This is a genomic window from Brevibacillus ginsengisoli (assembly GCF_050113715.1).
GTDB classification, from domain to species: domain Bacteria; phylum Bacillota; class Bacilli; order Brevibacillales; family Brevibacillaceae; genus Brevibacillus_H; species Brevibacillus_H ginsengisoli.
The window spans coordinates 13191-29682 of sequence record NZ_JBNJQR010000009.1 but is presented as its reverse complement, the minus strand read 5'-3'; the positions used below and the strand labels follow the sequence as shown (position 1 = coordinate 29682).

Here is a 16492-nt window from a genome sequence, read left to right as displayed (position 1 = left end):
TCAGTAGAAAAGGGAGGGAATCTGTCCATGCAAAAGAACGTTGGAACAATTGACGCATCCATTCGAATTACACTCGGCTTGTTAGGCTTGGCTTACGGTATAGGCAAGATGTCCAGACGTCCTCATCGTACTCCATGGCTTCTCATGACCATGTCCGCTATGAAAGTTGCCGAAGGAGTCACCGGTTTTTGTCCGATGCTATATGGTATGGGTGTGGAAACGCGCACGGAACAAGGTATGGAGAAAGCGAAAAAAAAGCTGTCCAGAATCGGGGACAATTTCATGGCTTCCCAGCTGGCCCAATTCACAGAAGCGATTGGCGAAGAAAATAACCGTTCCCATATGACCTCGAATGTTAACCGCCAAGAAGGTAGCAAACAGGATTTCGATGTGGCTGAAATGGTTAGCTCCGCAATTGCTGAAGCTGCGCAACCAGTACATGCAAGATCTTCCCAGGCTACAACTACTTCCCAGACTTCTTCTCGGGGGCAAACTAGACATGTTCGAACCAGAGAAAATCTGCGGGAAAATCTGCGGAGAGCGAAGACTCAAGCAACCAATTACAAACAGGATGAGAATACGTATCCGACGTATTCTTAGGGGGATTATGATATGATCCTTATCGGACCTCACCTCTACGAATGGATCTCACACAACCTGTTTGTGGCCGCTTTAGCAATTGCCTCCATTGCTGTCATGGTTTATTTTATTATAAACGTAGGTAGAAAAAAGGGAAGATACCGCTCCTAGAAGCGGATCTTCCCTTAGGTACATACTATACTCTTCTAAGCGCTTTGTCTCCAATATCCTTGCGGTAATGAGCCCCTTCGAACGAAATGGAAGCCACTTGTTTATACGCAACCTCTTGAGCCTGTTCCAACGTGTCGCTAACACCAGTTACACCAAGCACACGTCCGCCATTGGTCACAGTTCCTTCCATTGTAAGTTGAGTTCCCGCATGGAAGACGATCGTCTCTTTGTTCGGCTTAGGAAGTCCGTTAATCATTGCCCCTTTGGGATAATCCCCCGGATAGCCTGGTGCAGCCATCACGACACAAAGCGCGCTTTTGTCGCTCCATTGCACATCGACAGACGCCAGTTCTCCTTTTATGGTAGCGAGACAAATATCTACCAGATCAGTCTCCAGCAACGGGAGGATGACCTGCGTCTCAGGATCGCCAAATCGCGCGTTAAACTCCACGACCTTAGGACCTTCAGAAGTAATCATCAATCCGGTGTACAGAATCCCTCTAAACACAATGCCTTCGCTCACCATCGCTTTGGCCATTGGTTTGACGATCATTTCGACGATCTCGTTCACCAATTCCTGTGACATGTGCGGCACTGGGGCATACGTACCCATTCCACCTGTATTCGGGCCACGATCGCCATCGAATACAGCCTTATGGTCTTGCGCGGTGATCATTGGTTTGACTGTTTCTCCATCTACAAAAGCCATCAGAGTAAGCTCTTCACCGCTCATGAATTCTTCGACAACCACTCGACTTCCCGCTTGTCCAAACGCCCCGTCCTGCATGATCGAGTGCAACGCGTTCTCCGCCTCTTCCAAGGTTTGCGCAACAATTACCCCTTTACCGGCAGCCAACCCATCCGCTTTCACCACGATAGGCGCTCCTTGCTCGCGCACATAGGCCAATGCGGACTCATAATCGATGAACGACTCATAACGGGCTGTAGGAATGGAATAGCGTTTCATGATGCTTTTGGCAAAGCTTTTGCTGCCTTCGACTTTTGCGGCAAGAGCATTCACTCCAAAAATCGCTAATCCGCGAGCTTCGAAGAAATCCACGATTCCAGCAAGCAACGGATCTTCCGGACCTACGATCGTCAGGTCAATTCCTTCATCTTTGACAAATTGAGCAAGTCCCGCAAAATCGGAGACCGCAACGTTTACATTTCGCCCAAGCTCAGCCGTTCCGCCATTGCCTGGTGCGCAATAAATTTTATCCACCTTGGGTGATTGTGACAGTTTCCAGGCGATCGTATGCTCTCGACCACCGCCGCCGATAACCAATACGTTCATCGGTCATCCTCCTTAATGTTTGAAATGACGAACTCCGGTAAATACCATGGCAATGCCAAAGCGATTGCAAGCATCGATGGAGTCCTGATCACGGACGGAACCCCCTGGCTGGATAATCGCCGTAATACCTGCTTGCGCTGCAGTTTCGACTGTATCTGGCATCGGGAAGAAGGCATCTGAAGCAAGTACAGCACCTTTTACGTTTTCCCCAGCCTGTTCAATGGCAATCTTAGCGGAGCCGACGCGATTCATCTGTCCAGCCCCCACGCCAATTGTCATGTTGTCTTTGGCCAATAAAATGGCGTTGGATTTAACATGCTTCACAACTTTCCAAGCAAATTCCAGCTGAGCCAGTTCTTCTGCGGATGGTTTGCGCTCTGTTACAACGGTGAGTTCATCCATGTTCAATTGCTTGGTATCATAATCCTGTACCAGAACCCCTCCAACAACCGGCGCTACTCTCAAGCTTGGCGCCAGACTGCTTTGCGCTGACTCATTATTGGTGCGAAGCAGGCGAAGGTTTTTCTTTTGCTGAAGAATTTGGAGCGCTTCTGGGGTGAAGTCTGGAGCCAGAATAATTTCCAAGAAGATTTCTTTTAACAGTAAAGCGGTTTGCTCGTCAATTGGACGATTAGCGGCAACAATTCCTCCAAAAATGGAGACAGGATCAGCGGCATACGCCTTTTCGTAGGCTTCTTTAATCGTAGCGCCAATTCCCACACCGCATGGATTCATATGCTTGATGGCTACAACAGCAGGTTCTGTGAATTCCCGAACGATAGCCAGAGCCGCATCCGCATCATTAATATTATTATAGGAAAGTTCTTTGCCGTGCAGCTGCTCTGCTGTAGCAACCGTACCTTCTCCAGCTAATGGCTCACGGTAAAAGGCAGCGCGTTGATGTGGATTTTCGCCATATCGCAAATCCTGCGCTTTCTCATACGTAACGGTATAGGTCTCAGGCAGAAACTCTCCCACTTGCTCGCTCAGATAACGAGAAATCAAAGCATCGTAGGCAGCAGTATGACGGAATACTTTGGCCGCGAGCTTCTGACGGGTTTCGAGAGTAGTATCCCCTTGCTCAGAAACTTCCTTCAATACTTGTGCATAATCACTCGCATCTACGACAACCGTAACAAATGCTTGGTTCTTGGCAGCGGAACGGAGCATCGTTGGTCCGCCAATGTCAATATTTTCAATCGCCTCTTCAAATGTCACGTCGGACTTGGCAATCGTTTGCTTGAAGGGGTACAGATTCACTACAACGAGATCAATCGTTTGGATATTCAAGTCTTCCAGCTGCTTAACATGCGCTTCATTATCTCTAATCGCCAACAATCCGCTATGAATGTTGGGATGCAGTGTTTTGACACGGCCATCGAGAATTTCAGGGAAACCAGTTACTTCAGAGATCCCTGTGACCGGAACGCCTGATTCTTTCAAAAGTGTCGCGGTTCCCCCCGTAGAAATCACTTCCACACCCAAGCTCACTAGTTGACGGGCAAACTCGACAACACCAGTTTTGTCAGAAACACTAATTAGCGCTTTTTTAATCGACACGCCAAAAAACCTCCCATTTATCCTAGTTAAATTAGAAAATCACGAACGATATATTTAAATTAAACCATAAACGTACGTGTTATTCAAGATTAACCAGGTGAAGCAACTAGCCATTCTTTTCCCTAAAACGAATGTGAGGCATCCGTCAGAAAATACTGATAGTAAGCGAAAAACTCTCTGAAAAGAGAATAAATGTCCCTCCATTCAAAATAATTGGCGTGTGCTGAATAAACCTCTTGGAAGCCCATTTTACGAAAAGCTAATTTTGTTCGGCTAATATGATAAAACTGGGTGATCACCATGACTTTTTGGGATTCGATTCCATTGATCATCTGTTTCGTGTTTTGTGCAGTCATCATTGTATTCAATCCCATGCTGTCGGTTAGGATGTTGTCAGCAGGAATGCCCTTTTCAACTAAATACTGTTTCATGACCTGCGCTTCGTCAAAGCCTTCTTTGCCAACTCCGCCACTCACCAATATTTTGTTGAGATACCCTTCTTTATAAAGCTCAAGCGCCTTTTCTAAACGAGCCCTTAACCGCTCTGATGGCTTTCCATCCTGTTCGACCTTATTGCCCAAAATTACCCCAAGATCAGCTGGCTGTTTGGAATCGATTAAACCATCCGCACTGATGAAAATAACGTGCAGCATGAACCAAAGCGCGAAAAGCCAGATTACTCGCGTCATTATTCGTTTCATCGCCATAGCACCTTCCAAAGAATGTAAAATCCACCTACAAGCATATCATTTCACGACAGGAACCTCTATGACAAAAAACTTCGGGATTGCCGAACCTCTGGCAAGAGCGGAATCGTCTTATCGACAACAAAAAAGAAGAGCGCATCGTCGGCCTCTCCTTTTTTGTTCCAATTGTTTACTTTTTCTTCTTTTTGGATTTGCTTGCTTGGAATTGTTTTACCCGCTCAAGCAAGCTTTTCTTCTTTTCATTGGTGGAAATATTGTTTTTAGAGGGGCTCTTGTCTTTGGATGGGCCCTTGTCTTTAGATGGACCCTTGTCTTTGGAGGAAATCCTGTTTTTTGGGGGCAGTCGATTCTTTACCTTCCGTTTCACTTGCTGAATATCTTCCAAAGAGAGATTCGGATTTTCTTCAAGCTTTTGCAATACTTTTTCCTTCGTATCCTCAGGTAATTCCAATCCCATTTCATTCAACTCTTCAAACAACTTATCGATATTATCGCTATTCAAATCAGGCAGTTTCTGCGCTAACTGCAACAGATCGACAATGCTCCAATCACGCCCTGTTTTGGCCTTAAGCTTTTCCAATAGGTTATTGATAAGATCGATGCTCAACGCCTCGACCCCCTTCACTTCAATCTCACTGACTATCTTATGTGGATGTGGAGAAAAGGGGAAAGTTGTACTGGAAGAAAAGACTTCGTCCCTTTTCGCTCTGTTTAAGCTTACTTGTAGCAATTACTGTCCGCTCCGTTCACTACGGAAGGGAGTCGACAAGAAAATCACTTCGTTTCTCAGTCTGGTGTAAAGAATGCCGACTCTTTTTCCTTCCTTCGTTCTCTGCGCTTTGTTTCGCTTAAAATGAGCTTTAGTGACGAAGTCTTTTCTTCAGCGGGCAGACGCGAACGGAAAAAGATCAAGTACTTTACATAGGTAAAGTTCTTGATCTTTTGGATTGAACAAGAAAAAAGCCCATTTCCACCGATTTGGGAAACAAGCTGAAATAGTTTAAGATATACGGCTGACTTGGCGTCCAGACAGCTTTACTTTTCCTTCTGCAATCTCGTTAATCACGTCTACGAGAAGTTGATGCTCGACCTGATGAATCCGCTTCGCAAGCGTCTCAGCGGTATCACTCTCCTCTACCTGTACAGGAAGCTGAGCAATGATCGGGCCCGTATCCAAACCCTCATCTACGAAATGGACGGTTACCCCCGTGACCTTCACTCCATAGGAAATGGCTTGGCCGATCGCGTCTTTACCCGTAAAAGCTGGCAATAACGACGGATGCAAATTGATCATTCGGCCGCCATACGCATGCAAGAGCACGTCTCCGACAAGACGCATATAGCCTGCGAGCACAACGAATGAAATCCGGTTTGTTTCTAATTGGCGAACAATCTCTGTTTCAAAAGCTGCTTTATCCGGAAACTGTTTTGGTTGAAAAACATAGGTTGGGATTCCTAAGCGTTGGGCTCTCTCGATTACGTACGCATCCTGTTTGTCACAGACGAGCAAAGCGACCTCAATCTGTGACAATCGGCCATCTCTTGTTGCCTCTACGATCGATTCAAAGTTGGAGCCATTACCGGACGCAAAAACGGCAATCTTCATTACCATGCCACCCCGCCGTATACAACTCCTTGATCCCCGCTGGAGATACGTCCAATCAGATAAGCTGGTTCTCCCATGCGCTCCAGTTCCTGCATGACGGAAACCGCCGCTTCATTATCCACGACGAGAACCATGCCAATGCCCATGTTAAATGTACGGAACATGTCTGCGCGAGAAACTTTCCCCAGTTCTTCGACAAGAGAGAAGATCGGCTGGATTGGCCAAGAGCCATAGTCAATCTCCGCTTGAGTTCCGGCTGGCAGCACGCGCGGGATATTCTCAGTAAATCCTCCTCCCGTAATATGCGCCATCGCTTTAATCTCGAATTTTTCCAATAAGGACAGCATTGATTTGACGTAGATCTTGGTTGGAGTCAGCAATTCTTCTCCCAATGTCTTGCCCAACTCTTCCACGTGTTGATCTAGGCGCATCTGGTGATCTGTAAGCAACACCTTGCGGACTAATGAGAAGCCATTGGAGTGAACCCCACTGGAACGAATCCCGATCAATACGTCTCCTGGTTTAACGTTCTTGCCATCGATCATTTTATGCTCGTCGACAACACCCACTGTGAAGCCGGCAATGTCGTATTCGCCTTCAGCATACATGCCTGGCATCTCCGCAGTCTCTCCACCAATCAGAGAGCATCCTGCCTGTTCACAGCCATCCGCGATTCCTTTAACAATCGCTTCGATTTTCTCAGGGATGACCTTGTCGCACGCCAAATAGTCAAGGAAAAACAACGGCTCCGCGCCTTGTACCACGACGTCGTTGACGCACATAGCAACAGCATCCACACCAATCGTATCGTGCTTATCCATGGCAAAGGCAATTTTTAACTTGGTGCCGACTCCATCTGTACCTGAAACAAGAATCGGATTCTCATATTTCTTCGCATTTAGTTTGAACAAAGCGCCAAACCCTCCGAGATCAGTCATGACCTCTGGGCGAAATGTGCGCTTCACGTGTTTTTTCATTTTTTCTACCGCTTCGTTACCTGCCTGGATGTCCACCCCGGCCTGTTTATAAGCATCACTCATGGTTTCCCCTCCTCTAAACTAGCACTTGGCTGCCGGCAAAGCTTCCTCAAAATCGATTTTCGTTGGGTACTTCCCTGTAAAACATGCTAGACAATGTCCACGATCAGGCGTGGCATCTGTGCGACCAATGGCTTCTACCATTCCTTCAACAGACAAGAAGGAGAGTGAGTCAGCCCCAATAAATTGACGAATCTCTTCGACTGATTTGCTGGATGCGATTAATTCATCGCGCGTAGACGTATCAATTCCATAGAAGCAGGAATTCATGACAGGCGGTGAGCTGATTCTCACGTGAACCTCCAACGCACCCGCATCACGCAGCATTTGGACAATTCGTCCGCTTGTCGTTCCTCTCACGATCGAATCATCAATCATCACAACCCGCTTGCCTTCCACAACCTTGCGAACAGCGGATAGTTTCATATGAACACCGCGCTCACGCATTTCCTGAGTCGGCTGAATAAAGGTGCGGCCCACATACCGATTCTTAATTAATCCAAGTTCATACGGGATTCCCGTCGCCTCCGCAAAACCGATCGCCGCCGAGATGCTTGAATCTGGCACACCAGTTACGACATCCGCTTCAATTGGAGCTTCTGAGGCAAGCTGTTTACCGAGACGCTTTCTTGCCATGTGTACATTGATTCCGTCAATATCACTGTCAGGACGGGCAAAGTAAATATATTCAAACGTGCAAATGGAACGTTCTCTTCTCTCTGCAAAAAAGCTGGAATGAACGCCTGTCTCGTCGACAACGATCAGTTCACCCGGTTGCACTTCTCGCCAGTACTCCGCACCAATGATGTCAAAAGCGCAAGTTTCTGACGCGACACAAATCGAATCTCCCAATCGTCCCAAGGAGAGCGGGCGCAATCCGTTCGGGTCAAGCGCAATCACCAGTTGTTTTTCGTTCATGACAAGCAGCGCATAAGCGCCAATAATATGTTGGAGTGCTTCTTTTACCGCACTCGGAAGATCACTTTTTTTGGAACGGGCGATCAGATGCCCAATCACTTCTGTATCGCTGGTCGTTTGGAAAATTGAACCCTGCTGTTCCAATTCTTTGCGCATCGGTGCCGCATTCACGAGGTTCCCGTTGTGTGCGACCGCCATACTTCCATGGGCATAGCGGAAAAACAGCGGTTGGGCATTCTCAATTTTACTTGATCCAGCGGTTGTATAGCGTGTGTGTCCAATCGCCAGATGGCCGCCAAACTTCTCTAAATCGCCTTTGCCAAACGCTTCGCTAACAAGTCCCATCCCGCGATGCTTATACCACTTCTCTCCATCGGAAGAGCACATGCCTGCACTCTCTTGTCCGCGATGTTGGAGGGCGTGGAGCCCCAGATACGTTAACTGGGGCGCCTCCTTATGGTTATAGATGCCGAATACTCCACACTCTTCGTTCAATTTATCCCAAATTACCCGATCAAACATGGAATCGCATCCTTCCAGGCAGTTTTTAGATCCGTAATTGGTGCGTCAATTGCAACCTCTCCATTGATCTTCACTGCCAGACGTTCACCGCCTGTTGTTCCGATTTTCACACATGGTACTTGTTGTTCAGCGGCTAACGCTAGAACTTGCTCCACATGCTCAGGTTTTACACTGATCAGAATGCGTGATTGAGATTCACTGAAGAAGGCAACATCCGCTCGAAGTTCTGTTTCGACTTCAATAGAAGCACCGAAATGATGCTCGAAGCAGCTTTCTGCAACGGCCACTCCAAGTCCACCTTCAGACAAGTCATGCGCGGATTGTACAAGACCGCCGCGAATTGCTTGAAGCACGAGCTGTTGGAGCTTGGCTTCTTTATCCAAATCAATTTGTGGAGGACGTCCAGAAATCGTTCCATTCATCAGCTTCTGATACTCACTTCCGCCAAGCTCGGCATACGTCTCACCCAGAAGCAAGATTGCATCGCCCGCTTGATTGAAGTGTTGTGTCGTGATGTGATCCACATCCGTAATCAAGCCAACCATCCCCACTACAGGAGTAGGATAAATCGCTTCACCGCTGCGCTCGTTGTATAGCGACACGTTACCGCCGATTACCGGGGCGTTCAAGGCAGTACAAGCAGCGCTCATTCCGTCAACTGCCTTCTCAAACTGCCAGAACACTTCTGGCTTCTCTGGGTTTCCGAAGTTCAAGCAATCCGTAATCGCCAGCGGTTCTGCACCGGAACAAACGACGTTGCGCGCAGATTCCGCTACCGCAATCGCTCCGCCTACTTCCGGATCGAGATATACATAACGACCGTTACAATCCGTACTCATCGCTAGAGCTTTGCGTGTGCCGCGAATCAACACGACTGCCGCATCGGAACCTGGTTTCACCGCAGTTCCGGCACGAACGATGTGGTCATACTGCTCATACACGTAATGCTTGTTGGCTACAGTTGGTTGAGACAGGATATCTTTCAACGTTTGCGTCAAATCAGATGGCGCTACGAAATCAGTAGTATCAATAGTAGCGTTGGCCTCATAGTAAGCAGGAACTCTGGACTCCTTGTGATAAACCGGAGCGTCTTCTGCCAGAGTATCCACTGGAACATTGGCAACAACTTCTCCTTGATGAATCAGACGAAGCTTTCCATCATCGGTAACTTTTCCGACGATAGCTGAGTGAAGTCCCCATTTGTCGAACAGGTCTTTAACTTCAGCTTCACGTCCCTTTTGCACGACGACCAACATGCGCTCTTGTGATTCTGAGAGCATCATTTCGTAAGGAGTCATACCTTCCTCGCGCTGTGGCACCAGATCAAGGTTCATCTCAATCCCGTTGCCTGCCTTGGAAGCCATCTCCGCACTGGAACTGGTCAAGCCTGCTGCTCCCATGTCCTGAATTCCGACAACGGCTCCGGAATCGATCAGCTCAAGGCAAGCTTCCAAGAGCAGTTTTTCCATGAATGGGTCGCCTACCTGAACGGCCGGACGTTTTTTCTCGGAGTCTTCGTTTAATTCTTCAGATGCAAAAGTAGCGCCGTGGATTCCATCGCGGCCTGTGCTAGCACCAACGTAGATAACCGGGTTGCCGATACCGGAAGCCACGCCTTTTTGGATTTTATCATGGTCGATCAAGCCGACACACATAGCATTCACGAGTGGGTTTCCTTCATAGGTTGGATCGAAATTGACTTCTCCGCCAACAGTCGGGATACCGATGCAGTTTCCGTATCCTGCAATACCCGCAACCACATGTTCAAACAGATATTTTACACGTGGGGACTTAAGCTCACCAAAGCGAAGGGAGTTTAACAACGCAATCGGACGAGCACCCATAGAGAACACGTCACGGATAATCCCGCCTACACCCGTAGCCGCGCCTTGATAAGGTTCGATCGCGGAAGGATGGTTATGGCTTTCGATTTTGAAAACCACCGCTTGATTGTCACCAATGTCGACAATTCCAGCTCCTTCTCCAGGACCTTGCAACACGCGAGGACCCTTGGTTGGGAAACGACGAAGAACTGGCTTGGAATTCTTGTAGGAACAGTGCTCGGACCACATCACGCTGTACAAGCCCGTTTCAGTCCAATTAGGCTGACGTCCGATTAACTTGACAATCAGGTTGTATTCTTCATCGGTAAGGCCAATCTCCGTATATAAACGCTGTTCAGCAATCTGAGCCGGGGTTGGTTCTTTAAGCGTGAGTTGTGACACCGTTACGTTCCCTCCAAGTCTTAAGAATAGAAGTGAAAATATGTTTACCGTCATCTGAGGTCATCCATTGATGAACCGCGCGTTCCGGATGTGGCATCATGCCCAGTACGTTACCGCGCTCGTTGGTGATTCCGGCAATGTTATCTAATGAACCATTCGGATTCTCGCCTTCATAGCGGAACACGATTTGTCCGTTTTTTTGCATTTGCGCCAAGGTTTCGTCATCACAGAAGTAGTTGCCTTCACCGTGGGCGATTGGAATCTCAATGATTTCCTGATCTTTATACGCTTGTGTAAATGCAGTCTTATTGTTTACGACACGAAGATTAACCAGTTTGCAACGGTACTTGAGCGTCGTGTTACGGATCAAAGCACCTGGGAGCAGTCCTGCTTCCACAAGAATCTGGAACCCGTTGCAAACACCCATCACCAGTTTCCCTTCCTCGGCAGCCTTCTTCACTTGCTCCATCACAGGTGAAAAACGGGCAACCGCACCACAGCGCAGATAATCTCCATAAGAGAACCCGCCCGGAAGCAGAATAATGTCGTATTGAGACAAATCATTTTGTGTATGCCATACGTAATCAACCGGAACCTGCATGATATCTTCTACGGCATTATACATGTCTACATCGGCATTGGAGCCTGGAAAAACAATGACGGCTACTCGCATTCTCTTAGCCCTCCACGATTTCGTAACGATAATTTTCGATTACAGTGTTGGCCAACAGCTTCTCACACATTTCACCAACACGCACTTCCACTTGCGCGCGATCTGAAGCTTCAACCTGAAGCTCCATGAATTTGCCGATGCGCACTTCATTCACTTCGTTAAAGCTTAGGCTGTGAAGCGCACCTTTTACCGCTTGACCTTGAGGGTCCAATACACTTTCACGCAAGGTTACATATACTCGTACTTTAAACATTCGTAACTCCTCCTAATCTACGTAGCATTTCTTGATAGGCTGCTTCAACATTTCCCAAATCGCGACGGAAGCGATCTTTATCCAGTTTTTCTTTGGTTTCGGCATCCCAGAAACGGCAGGTATCAGGGGAGATTTCATCAGCCAACAGGATTTCGCCTTCAGGTGTGCGTCCAAACTCTAATTTGAAATCAACAAGAATGACTTGGCGCTCTGCCAGATAAGCTTTTAAAATTTCATTGATTCGAAGGGCAATCTTCTCAATCTGAGTCAAATCCGCTTCGCTAGCCGCACCCAACAGGCTGATGTGGGATGGGTTGACAAGCGGATCGCCCAACGCGTCATTTTTATAATAGAATTCAACCACGGTTTGACTAAGCTCTGTTCCTTCTTCCAATCCCAAACGCTTGGCGAGAGAGCCAGCCGCAATGTTACGAACAACAACTTCAAGGGGGATAATCTCTACTTGACGTACCAATTGCTCATTGGCAGAAAGTAACTTTACAAAGTGGTTATCAACTCCGTGTTCTCGAAGCAAGTTAAAAAAGATCGAAGTGATTTTGTTGTTTAGCTCGCCTTTACCAAGGATCGTCGCTTTCTTTTCGCCATTAAAGGCTGTGGCATCGTCTTTATACTCGACCCAGAACAGATTGACTTCAGAAGTCCGATAAATTCGTTTTGCCTTACCTTCGTATAGTAGTTCCTGTTTTTCCACCAGGAATATCCCCTTTCGCTCCGTTATTTCTCGATTAGTTTGTTATTTACGAACATTACAATTTGATTAAAACATAAATGTACGCATATTTCAACGAATATTAACAACGCAGGTGTCGACAAATGTTCGTGATTTACTCATGAAAGTGACAATAGTCACCGGTTTCTCACTAAAAACACGACGATTTCCCTATACTTCCCTTAGCAAATCCTGTTTTACTTAAACTCTCTGGGTATGCCGAAAGACTTCGTTGATTTTAAGCGTTTATGGTACAATACCTTTAGTAAAAAAAATTTTCTCACAATTTCATTTTGAAAGCTGGTGATGAAAGTTGTTTCCGTTCGAGTTAGCTTTCCCAACTCGCATCCGCTTCGGCACTGGTGAATTAGCACGAGCCGGTAAAGAAGCCAAACAACTAGGTCAAAAAGCGTTACTCGTTACTGGAGGAAAATCATCGAAGTCTACTGGACTGCTGGATAAGGTCAAACAGCTGTTGGATCAAGAGCAGGTTGGATATGTCGTGTTTGATCGTGTGGAGCCCAATCCGCGTACGACCACCGTTGACGAAGGCGCGCGTCTCATCGTGGAGCAGCACTGTGATTTCGTGATCGCTTTGGGCGGTGGATCGGTAATGGATGCTTCCAAGGCTATCGCCGCTGCAGCATTTGCCAAACGCCCCATCTATGATTTCATGCGAGGTAATCCGGCGGGATTCAGCAAAGAGCTTCTCCCTGTCCGACACGCACTCCCGATCATGACCATCCCAACCGTTGCGGCAACAGGTTCAGAAGCGAATAATATCAGCGTTTTAACCCACTGGGAAAGCCACGAGAAGACTTCTATCTCTGGACCGGGTCTATACCCTCAAGTTGCCATTCTGGACCCATCCCTTACATATACGGTTCCACCACATGTGACAGCCGAAGCGTGCGCTGATATCTTCTCCCATTTGTTTGAAGCGTACCTGATCGATACACACAAGCAGAATGTACAGGACGGCTTCACGGAGTCACTGATTCGTCAGGTTGTTCAGTTTGCTCGCCTGGCGATGGATGATCCAACTAATGAGGAGGCACGTGCCACACTCTTGTGGACGAGTACATTAGCCATCAGTCCGTTTACGCTCTCCGGCAGAAGCGCTGGTTATCCGCTGCACAAGATCGAGCATACGATCAGCGGTTTTTTTGATATCGCACATGGACGAGGGCTAGCAATTCTTTCGATCCCCTACTTCCAACAGGTCATTTTACCTGACCGTCCTGATCGTTTGGCCCGAATGGGACGTGAATGCTTTGGTGTTCGAGAAACCAATGATCACCTGGCGGCTCAAGCGACGATTGAAGCGGTGGCGAGTTGGTATGCCGAACTTGGGATCACTCAGAGTCTTTCTGAATTAGGAGTATCTCATGACTCCATGGCAACAATGGCGCGAGAATCGATTCGAACGGGCGGAGGAGGAACTCATGCGATCCAAAGCTCCAGACCCCTGTCTGAATCGGACGTTCTCTCCATATATGAAGCTTGTTTCTAATTGAAATCAATGATGAATGAAAGAGGTGCTTACGTAATGGATTCACGTATTCAAGAATTAGCGCAAAGATTAATTCGTTACTCACTCGACCTGCAAAAGGGAGAGAAAGTTCTCATTGAAAACATCGGTTTGCAAACACCGATCGTAAAAGCATTGGTACGTGAAGCGTTCGCTGTCGGAGCACTTCCACTGGTTACGGTAAAAGATCAAGAAATCATGCGCGCGCTCATCATGGGCACTAGCGAAGAACACATGGAGCTTATGGCCAAACACGAGCTATCCCGCATGCAAGACGTAGACGCGTATATTGCGGTTCGCGCATTCGAAAACATCAACGAATACTCCGATATCCCGGAAGATAAGATGGGGGCCTACTCCCGTATCTTCTACAAACAGGTTCACTTTGGCGAGCGTATTCCGAAGAAACGTTGGGTTGTGCTGCGCTATCCAAACAAATCAATGGCTCAAGCCGCCAACATGAGCTTGGAGGGTTTCGAAGACTTCTATTTCTCTGTCTGCAACCTTGACTACTCCAAAATGTCCAAAGCGATGGATCCGCTCGTGGAATTGATGGATCGTACAGATCGTGTCCGCATTGTGGGGCCTAAAACGGATCTGAGCTTCTCCATCAAGGGTATTCCAACTATCAAATGCGATGGCAAATTAAACATCCCGGACGGCGAGTGCTATACCGCTCCAATTCGTGACTCCATAGAAGGAACGATCTATTACAACGCGCCAACCAACTATCATAGCACGACTTTCACTGATATTCAGTTCACCTTCTCTCAAGGCAAAATCGTGGAGGCGACCAGCAGCAACACCAAAGTGTTGAATGAAATCCTCGACACAGACGAAGGCGCGCGCTACATCGGTGAGTTTGCCATCGGATTCAACCCGCATATTCTCAACCCGATGCAAGATATCCTGTTCGACGAGAAGATTGCCGGAAGCTTCCACTTCACCCCTGGTAATGCTTACGACATCGCTGACAACGGAAACCGCTCCTCTATTCACTGGGATTTGGTGCAAATTCAACGTCCTGAGTACGGCGGCGGCGAGATCTGGTTCGATGATGTTTTGATTCGTAAAGACGGCATTTTCGTTCTGCCAGAGCTTCAAGGACTTAACCCAGAGAACTTGAAGTAAGTAAGAAAAGGACTTCGTCCATCGGCGCTCTGTTTAAGCTCGCTGGTAGCAAAACTGTTCTCTACGCTTTGTATCGCTTAAAATGAGCTAAGATTGGACGAAGTCTTTTCTTTAGCGGGCTTACGCAAATGGAAGGAATGTTAACTTCCTTTACTTATGTAAAGCGAAGTTAACATTCTAAAATCATCTAAACAAAAAAAGGACGACCTGCGAAGGGTCGTCCTTTTTCCTGTATGCTTTTCCGATTACGCCAAGCCCAATCGTTCAAAAATGGTATCCACGTGCTTGAGATGATAACGATAGTCAAAGCAATCGTCCAGTTCTTCTTGGGAGAGCAGAGATTGAACAGTCTCGTCTTCGGCAATGATTTCACGGAAGGAGCGTTGTTCTTCCCACGCTTGCATCGCGCGAGGTTGGACGGTATCGTACGCTTTTTCACGGCTTAATCCTTTGTCAATCAATTTGAGTAATACTTGTTGAGAGTAAATCAAACCAAAAGTACGATCCATATTGCGCTTCATATTCTCAGGGAAGACCGTCAAGTTCTTCACGATATTCATAAAGCGGCGAAGCATATAGTTGAGCAATTGAGTAGCGTCAGGAAGAATGACGCGTTCTACTGAAGAATGAGAGATATCGCGTTCATGCCACAGCGGCACATTCTCATAAGCAGACACCATATGACCACGAATCACACGAGCCAGACCAGAGATGTTCTCACTGCCGATCGGATTGCGTTTATGAGGCATCGCAGAGGAACCTTTTTGTCCTTTGGCAAATGCTTCTTCTACTTCACGAATCTCACTCTTTTGAAGCCCGCGAATTTCAGTCGCAAACTTATCAAGTGAAGTTGCGATTAAAGCAAGTGTAGCCATGTAGTCCGCATGTCGATCACGCTGAAGGGTTTGAGTCGAGATCGGAGCCGCTTGCAGCCCTAGTTTCTCACAAACATATTCTTCTACAAATGGATCGATATTGGCATAGGTTCCCACCGCACCGGAGATTTTGCCAAAAGCTACTCCTTGTTTCGCGGCGCGGAAACGCTCCAGATTCCGCTTCATTTCTTCATACCAGAGGGCAAGCTTCAAACCAAACGTCGTTGGTTCTGCATGAACACCATGTGTACGTCCCATCATAACGGTATTTTTATGCTCGCGAGCTTTATCAGCAAGAATTTGAATGAAATCTTCCAAGTCCTTTTCAATAATGCGGTTGGCTTGCAAAAGAAGATAAGACAAAGCCGTATCTACTACGTCAGTAGAGGTCAATCCATAGTGAACCCACTTCTTCTCTTCGCCTTCGATCGTCTCAGAGACAGCGCGAGTAAATGCGACAACGTCGTGGCGAGTTTCTTCTTCAATTTCATAGATTCGGTTAATATCAAAGCTCGCCTTCTCCCACAGCTTCTGAACGTCATCAGCAGGAATAACGCCTAGCTTCGACCATGCCTCACACGCGAGGATCTCCACTTCGAGCCACGCCTGAAATTTATTCTGTTCCGTCCAAATTGCCCTCATCTCAGGGCGAGAGTAACGTTCAATCATTTGAATACCTC

16 protein-coding genes are annotated in these 16492 nt (G+C 47.3%); 4 read left to right on the top strand and 12 right to left on the bottom strand.

Going from position 1 to position 16492, the window contains the following annotated elements:
* Positions 1-27 precede the first annotated feature (27 nt).
* Both ACQCN2_RS17715 and ACQCN2_RS17710 read left to right on the top strand, forming a co-directional pair.
* The gene (locus ACQCN2_RS17715; RefSeq protein WP_426930270.1) at positions 28-600 is read left to right on the top strand and encodes a YgaP family membrane protein; all 573 of its coding nucleotides are present in this window, start codon (positions 28-30) and stop codon (positions 598-600) included.
* Positions 601-612: 12 nt separating this feature from the next.
* The gene (locus ACQCN2_RS17710) at positions 613-750 is read left to right on the top strand and encodes an EYxxD motif small membrane protein (protein WP_426930269.1); all 138 of its coding nucleotides are present in this window, start codon (positions 613-615) and stop codon (positions 748-750) included.
* Between the two features lie 25 nt (positions 751-775).
* Here ACQCN2_RS17710 and purD read toward each other — a convergent pair whose 3' ends face one another.
* From purD to purC, 11 genes are all read right to left on the bottom strand, one after another.
* Positions 776-2044 carry a phosphoribosylamine--glycine ligase gene (purD, locus tag ACQCN2_RS17705; protein WP_426930268.1) on the bottom strand — a complete coding sequence of 423 codons (1269 nt, stop codon included), beginning with the start codon at positions 2042-2044 and terminating at the stop codon, positions 776-778.
* A gap of 12 nt (positions 2045-2056) precedes the next feature.
* Positions 2057-3604, bottom strand: a complete 1548-nt coding sequence (gene purH / locus ACQCN2_RS17700; protein ID WP_426930267.1) for a bifunctional phosphoribosylaminoimidazolecarboxamide formyltransferase/IMP cyclohydrolase — start codon at positions 3602-3604, stop codon at positions 2057-2059.
* A 122-nt stretch (positions 3605-3726) separates the two neighbouring features.
* Positions 3727-4305, bottom strand: coding sequence for a YdcF family protein (locus ACQCN2_RS17695; RefSeq protein ID WP_426930266.1), 579 nt, complete (start codon positions 4303-4305; stop codon positions 3727-3729).
* 175 nt (positions 4306-4480) lie between these two features.
* The gene (locus ACQCN2_RS17690) at positions 4481-4918 is read right to left on the bottom strand and encodes a hypothetical protein (protein WP_426930265.1); all 438 of its coding nucleotides are present in this window, start codon (positions 4916-4918) and stop codon (positions 4481-4483) included.
* A gap of 393 nt (positions 4919-5311) precedes the next feature.
* Positions 5312-5923 carry a phosphoribosylglycinamide formyltransferase gene (gene purN / locus ACQCN2_RS17685; RefSeq protein ID WP_426930264.1) on the bottom strand — a complete coding sequence of 204 codons (612 nt, stop codon included), beginning with the start codon at positions 5921-5923 and terminating at the stop codon, positions 5312-5314.
* Positions 5917-6957 carry a phosphoribosylformylglycinamidine cyclo-ligase gene (purM, locus tag ACQCN2_RS17680; protein WP_426930263.1) on the bottom strand — a complete coding sequence of 347 codons (1041 nt, stop codon included), beginning with the start codon at positions 6955-6957 and terminating at the stop codon, positions 5917-5919. Before purM ends, purN begins: the two co-directional genes overlap by 7 nt.
* 18 nt (positions 6958-6975) lie before the next feature.
* The gene (gene purF / locus ACQCN2_RS17675; RefSeq protein ID WP_426930262.1) at positions 6976-8394 is read right to left on the bottom strand and encodes an amidophosphoribosyltransferase; all 1419 of its coding nucleotides are present in this window, start codon (positions 8392-8394) and stop codon (positions 6976-6978) included.
* Positions 8379-10619: a phosphoribosylformylglycinamidine synthase subunit PurL gene (gene purL / locus ACQCN2_RS17670; protein ID WP_426930261.1), complete on the bottom strand. Its 2241-nt coding sequence runs from the start codon at positions 10617-10619 to the stop codon at positions 8379-8381. The genes purF and purL overlap by 16 nt, the downstream gene beginning before the upstream one ends.
* On the bottom strand, positions 10600-11292 hold the full coding sequence (gene purQ / locus ACQCN2_RS17665) for a phosphoribosylformylglycinamidine synthase subunit PurQ (protein ID WP_426930260.1): 693 nt from the start codon (positions 11290-11292) through the stop codon (positions 10600-10602). Before purQ ends, purL begins: the two co-directional genes overlap by 20 nt.
* 4 nt (positions 11293-11296) lie before the next feature.
* A complete protein-coding gene (gene purS, locus ACQCN2_RS17660; protein ID WP_426930259.1) occupies positions 11297-11545 on the bottom strand; it encodes a phosphoribosylformylglycinamidine synthase subunit PurS in 249 nt (82 codons plus the stop codon).
* Positions 11538-12257 (bottom strand): phosphoribosylaminoimidazolesuccinocarboxamide synthase, encoded by a 720-nt coding sequence (gene purC / locus ACQCN2_RS17655; RefSeq protein ID WP_426930258.1) that lies wholly within the window; start codon positions 12255-12257, stop codon positions 11538-11540. Before purC ends, purS begins: the two co-directional genes overlap by 8 nt.
* A 331-nt stretch (positions 12258-12588) precedes the next feature.
* Here purC and ACQCN2_RS17650 point away from each other — a divergent pair, with 331 nt between their 5' ends.
* Both ACQCN2_RS17650 and ACQCN2_RS17645 read left to right on the top strand, forming a co-directional pair.
* Positions 12589-13788, top strand: coding sequence for an iron-containing alcohol dehydrogenase (locus ACQCN2_RS17650; protein ID WP_426930257.1), 1200 nt, complete (start codon positions 12589-12591; stop codon positions 13786-13788).
* A gap of 36 nt (positions 13789-13824) precedes the next feature.
* A complete protein-coding gene (locus ACQCN2_RS17645) occupies positions 13825-14937 on the top strand; it encodes an aminopeptidase (RefSeq protein ID WP_426930256.1) in 1113 nt (370 codons plus the stop codon).
* 245 nt (positions 14938-15182) lie between these two features.
* On the opposite strand, the gene purB is transcribed toward ACQCN2_RS17645, so the two are convergent.
* The gene (gene purB, locus ACQCN2_RS17640; RefSeq protein WP_426930255.1) at positions 15183-16481 is read right to left on the bottom strand and encodes an adenylosuccinate lyase; all 1299 of its coding nucleotides are present in this window, start codon (positions 16479-16481) and stop codon (positions 15183-15185) included.
* Positions 16482-16492 lie beyond the last annotated feature (11 nt).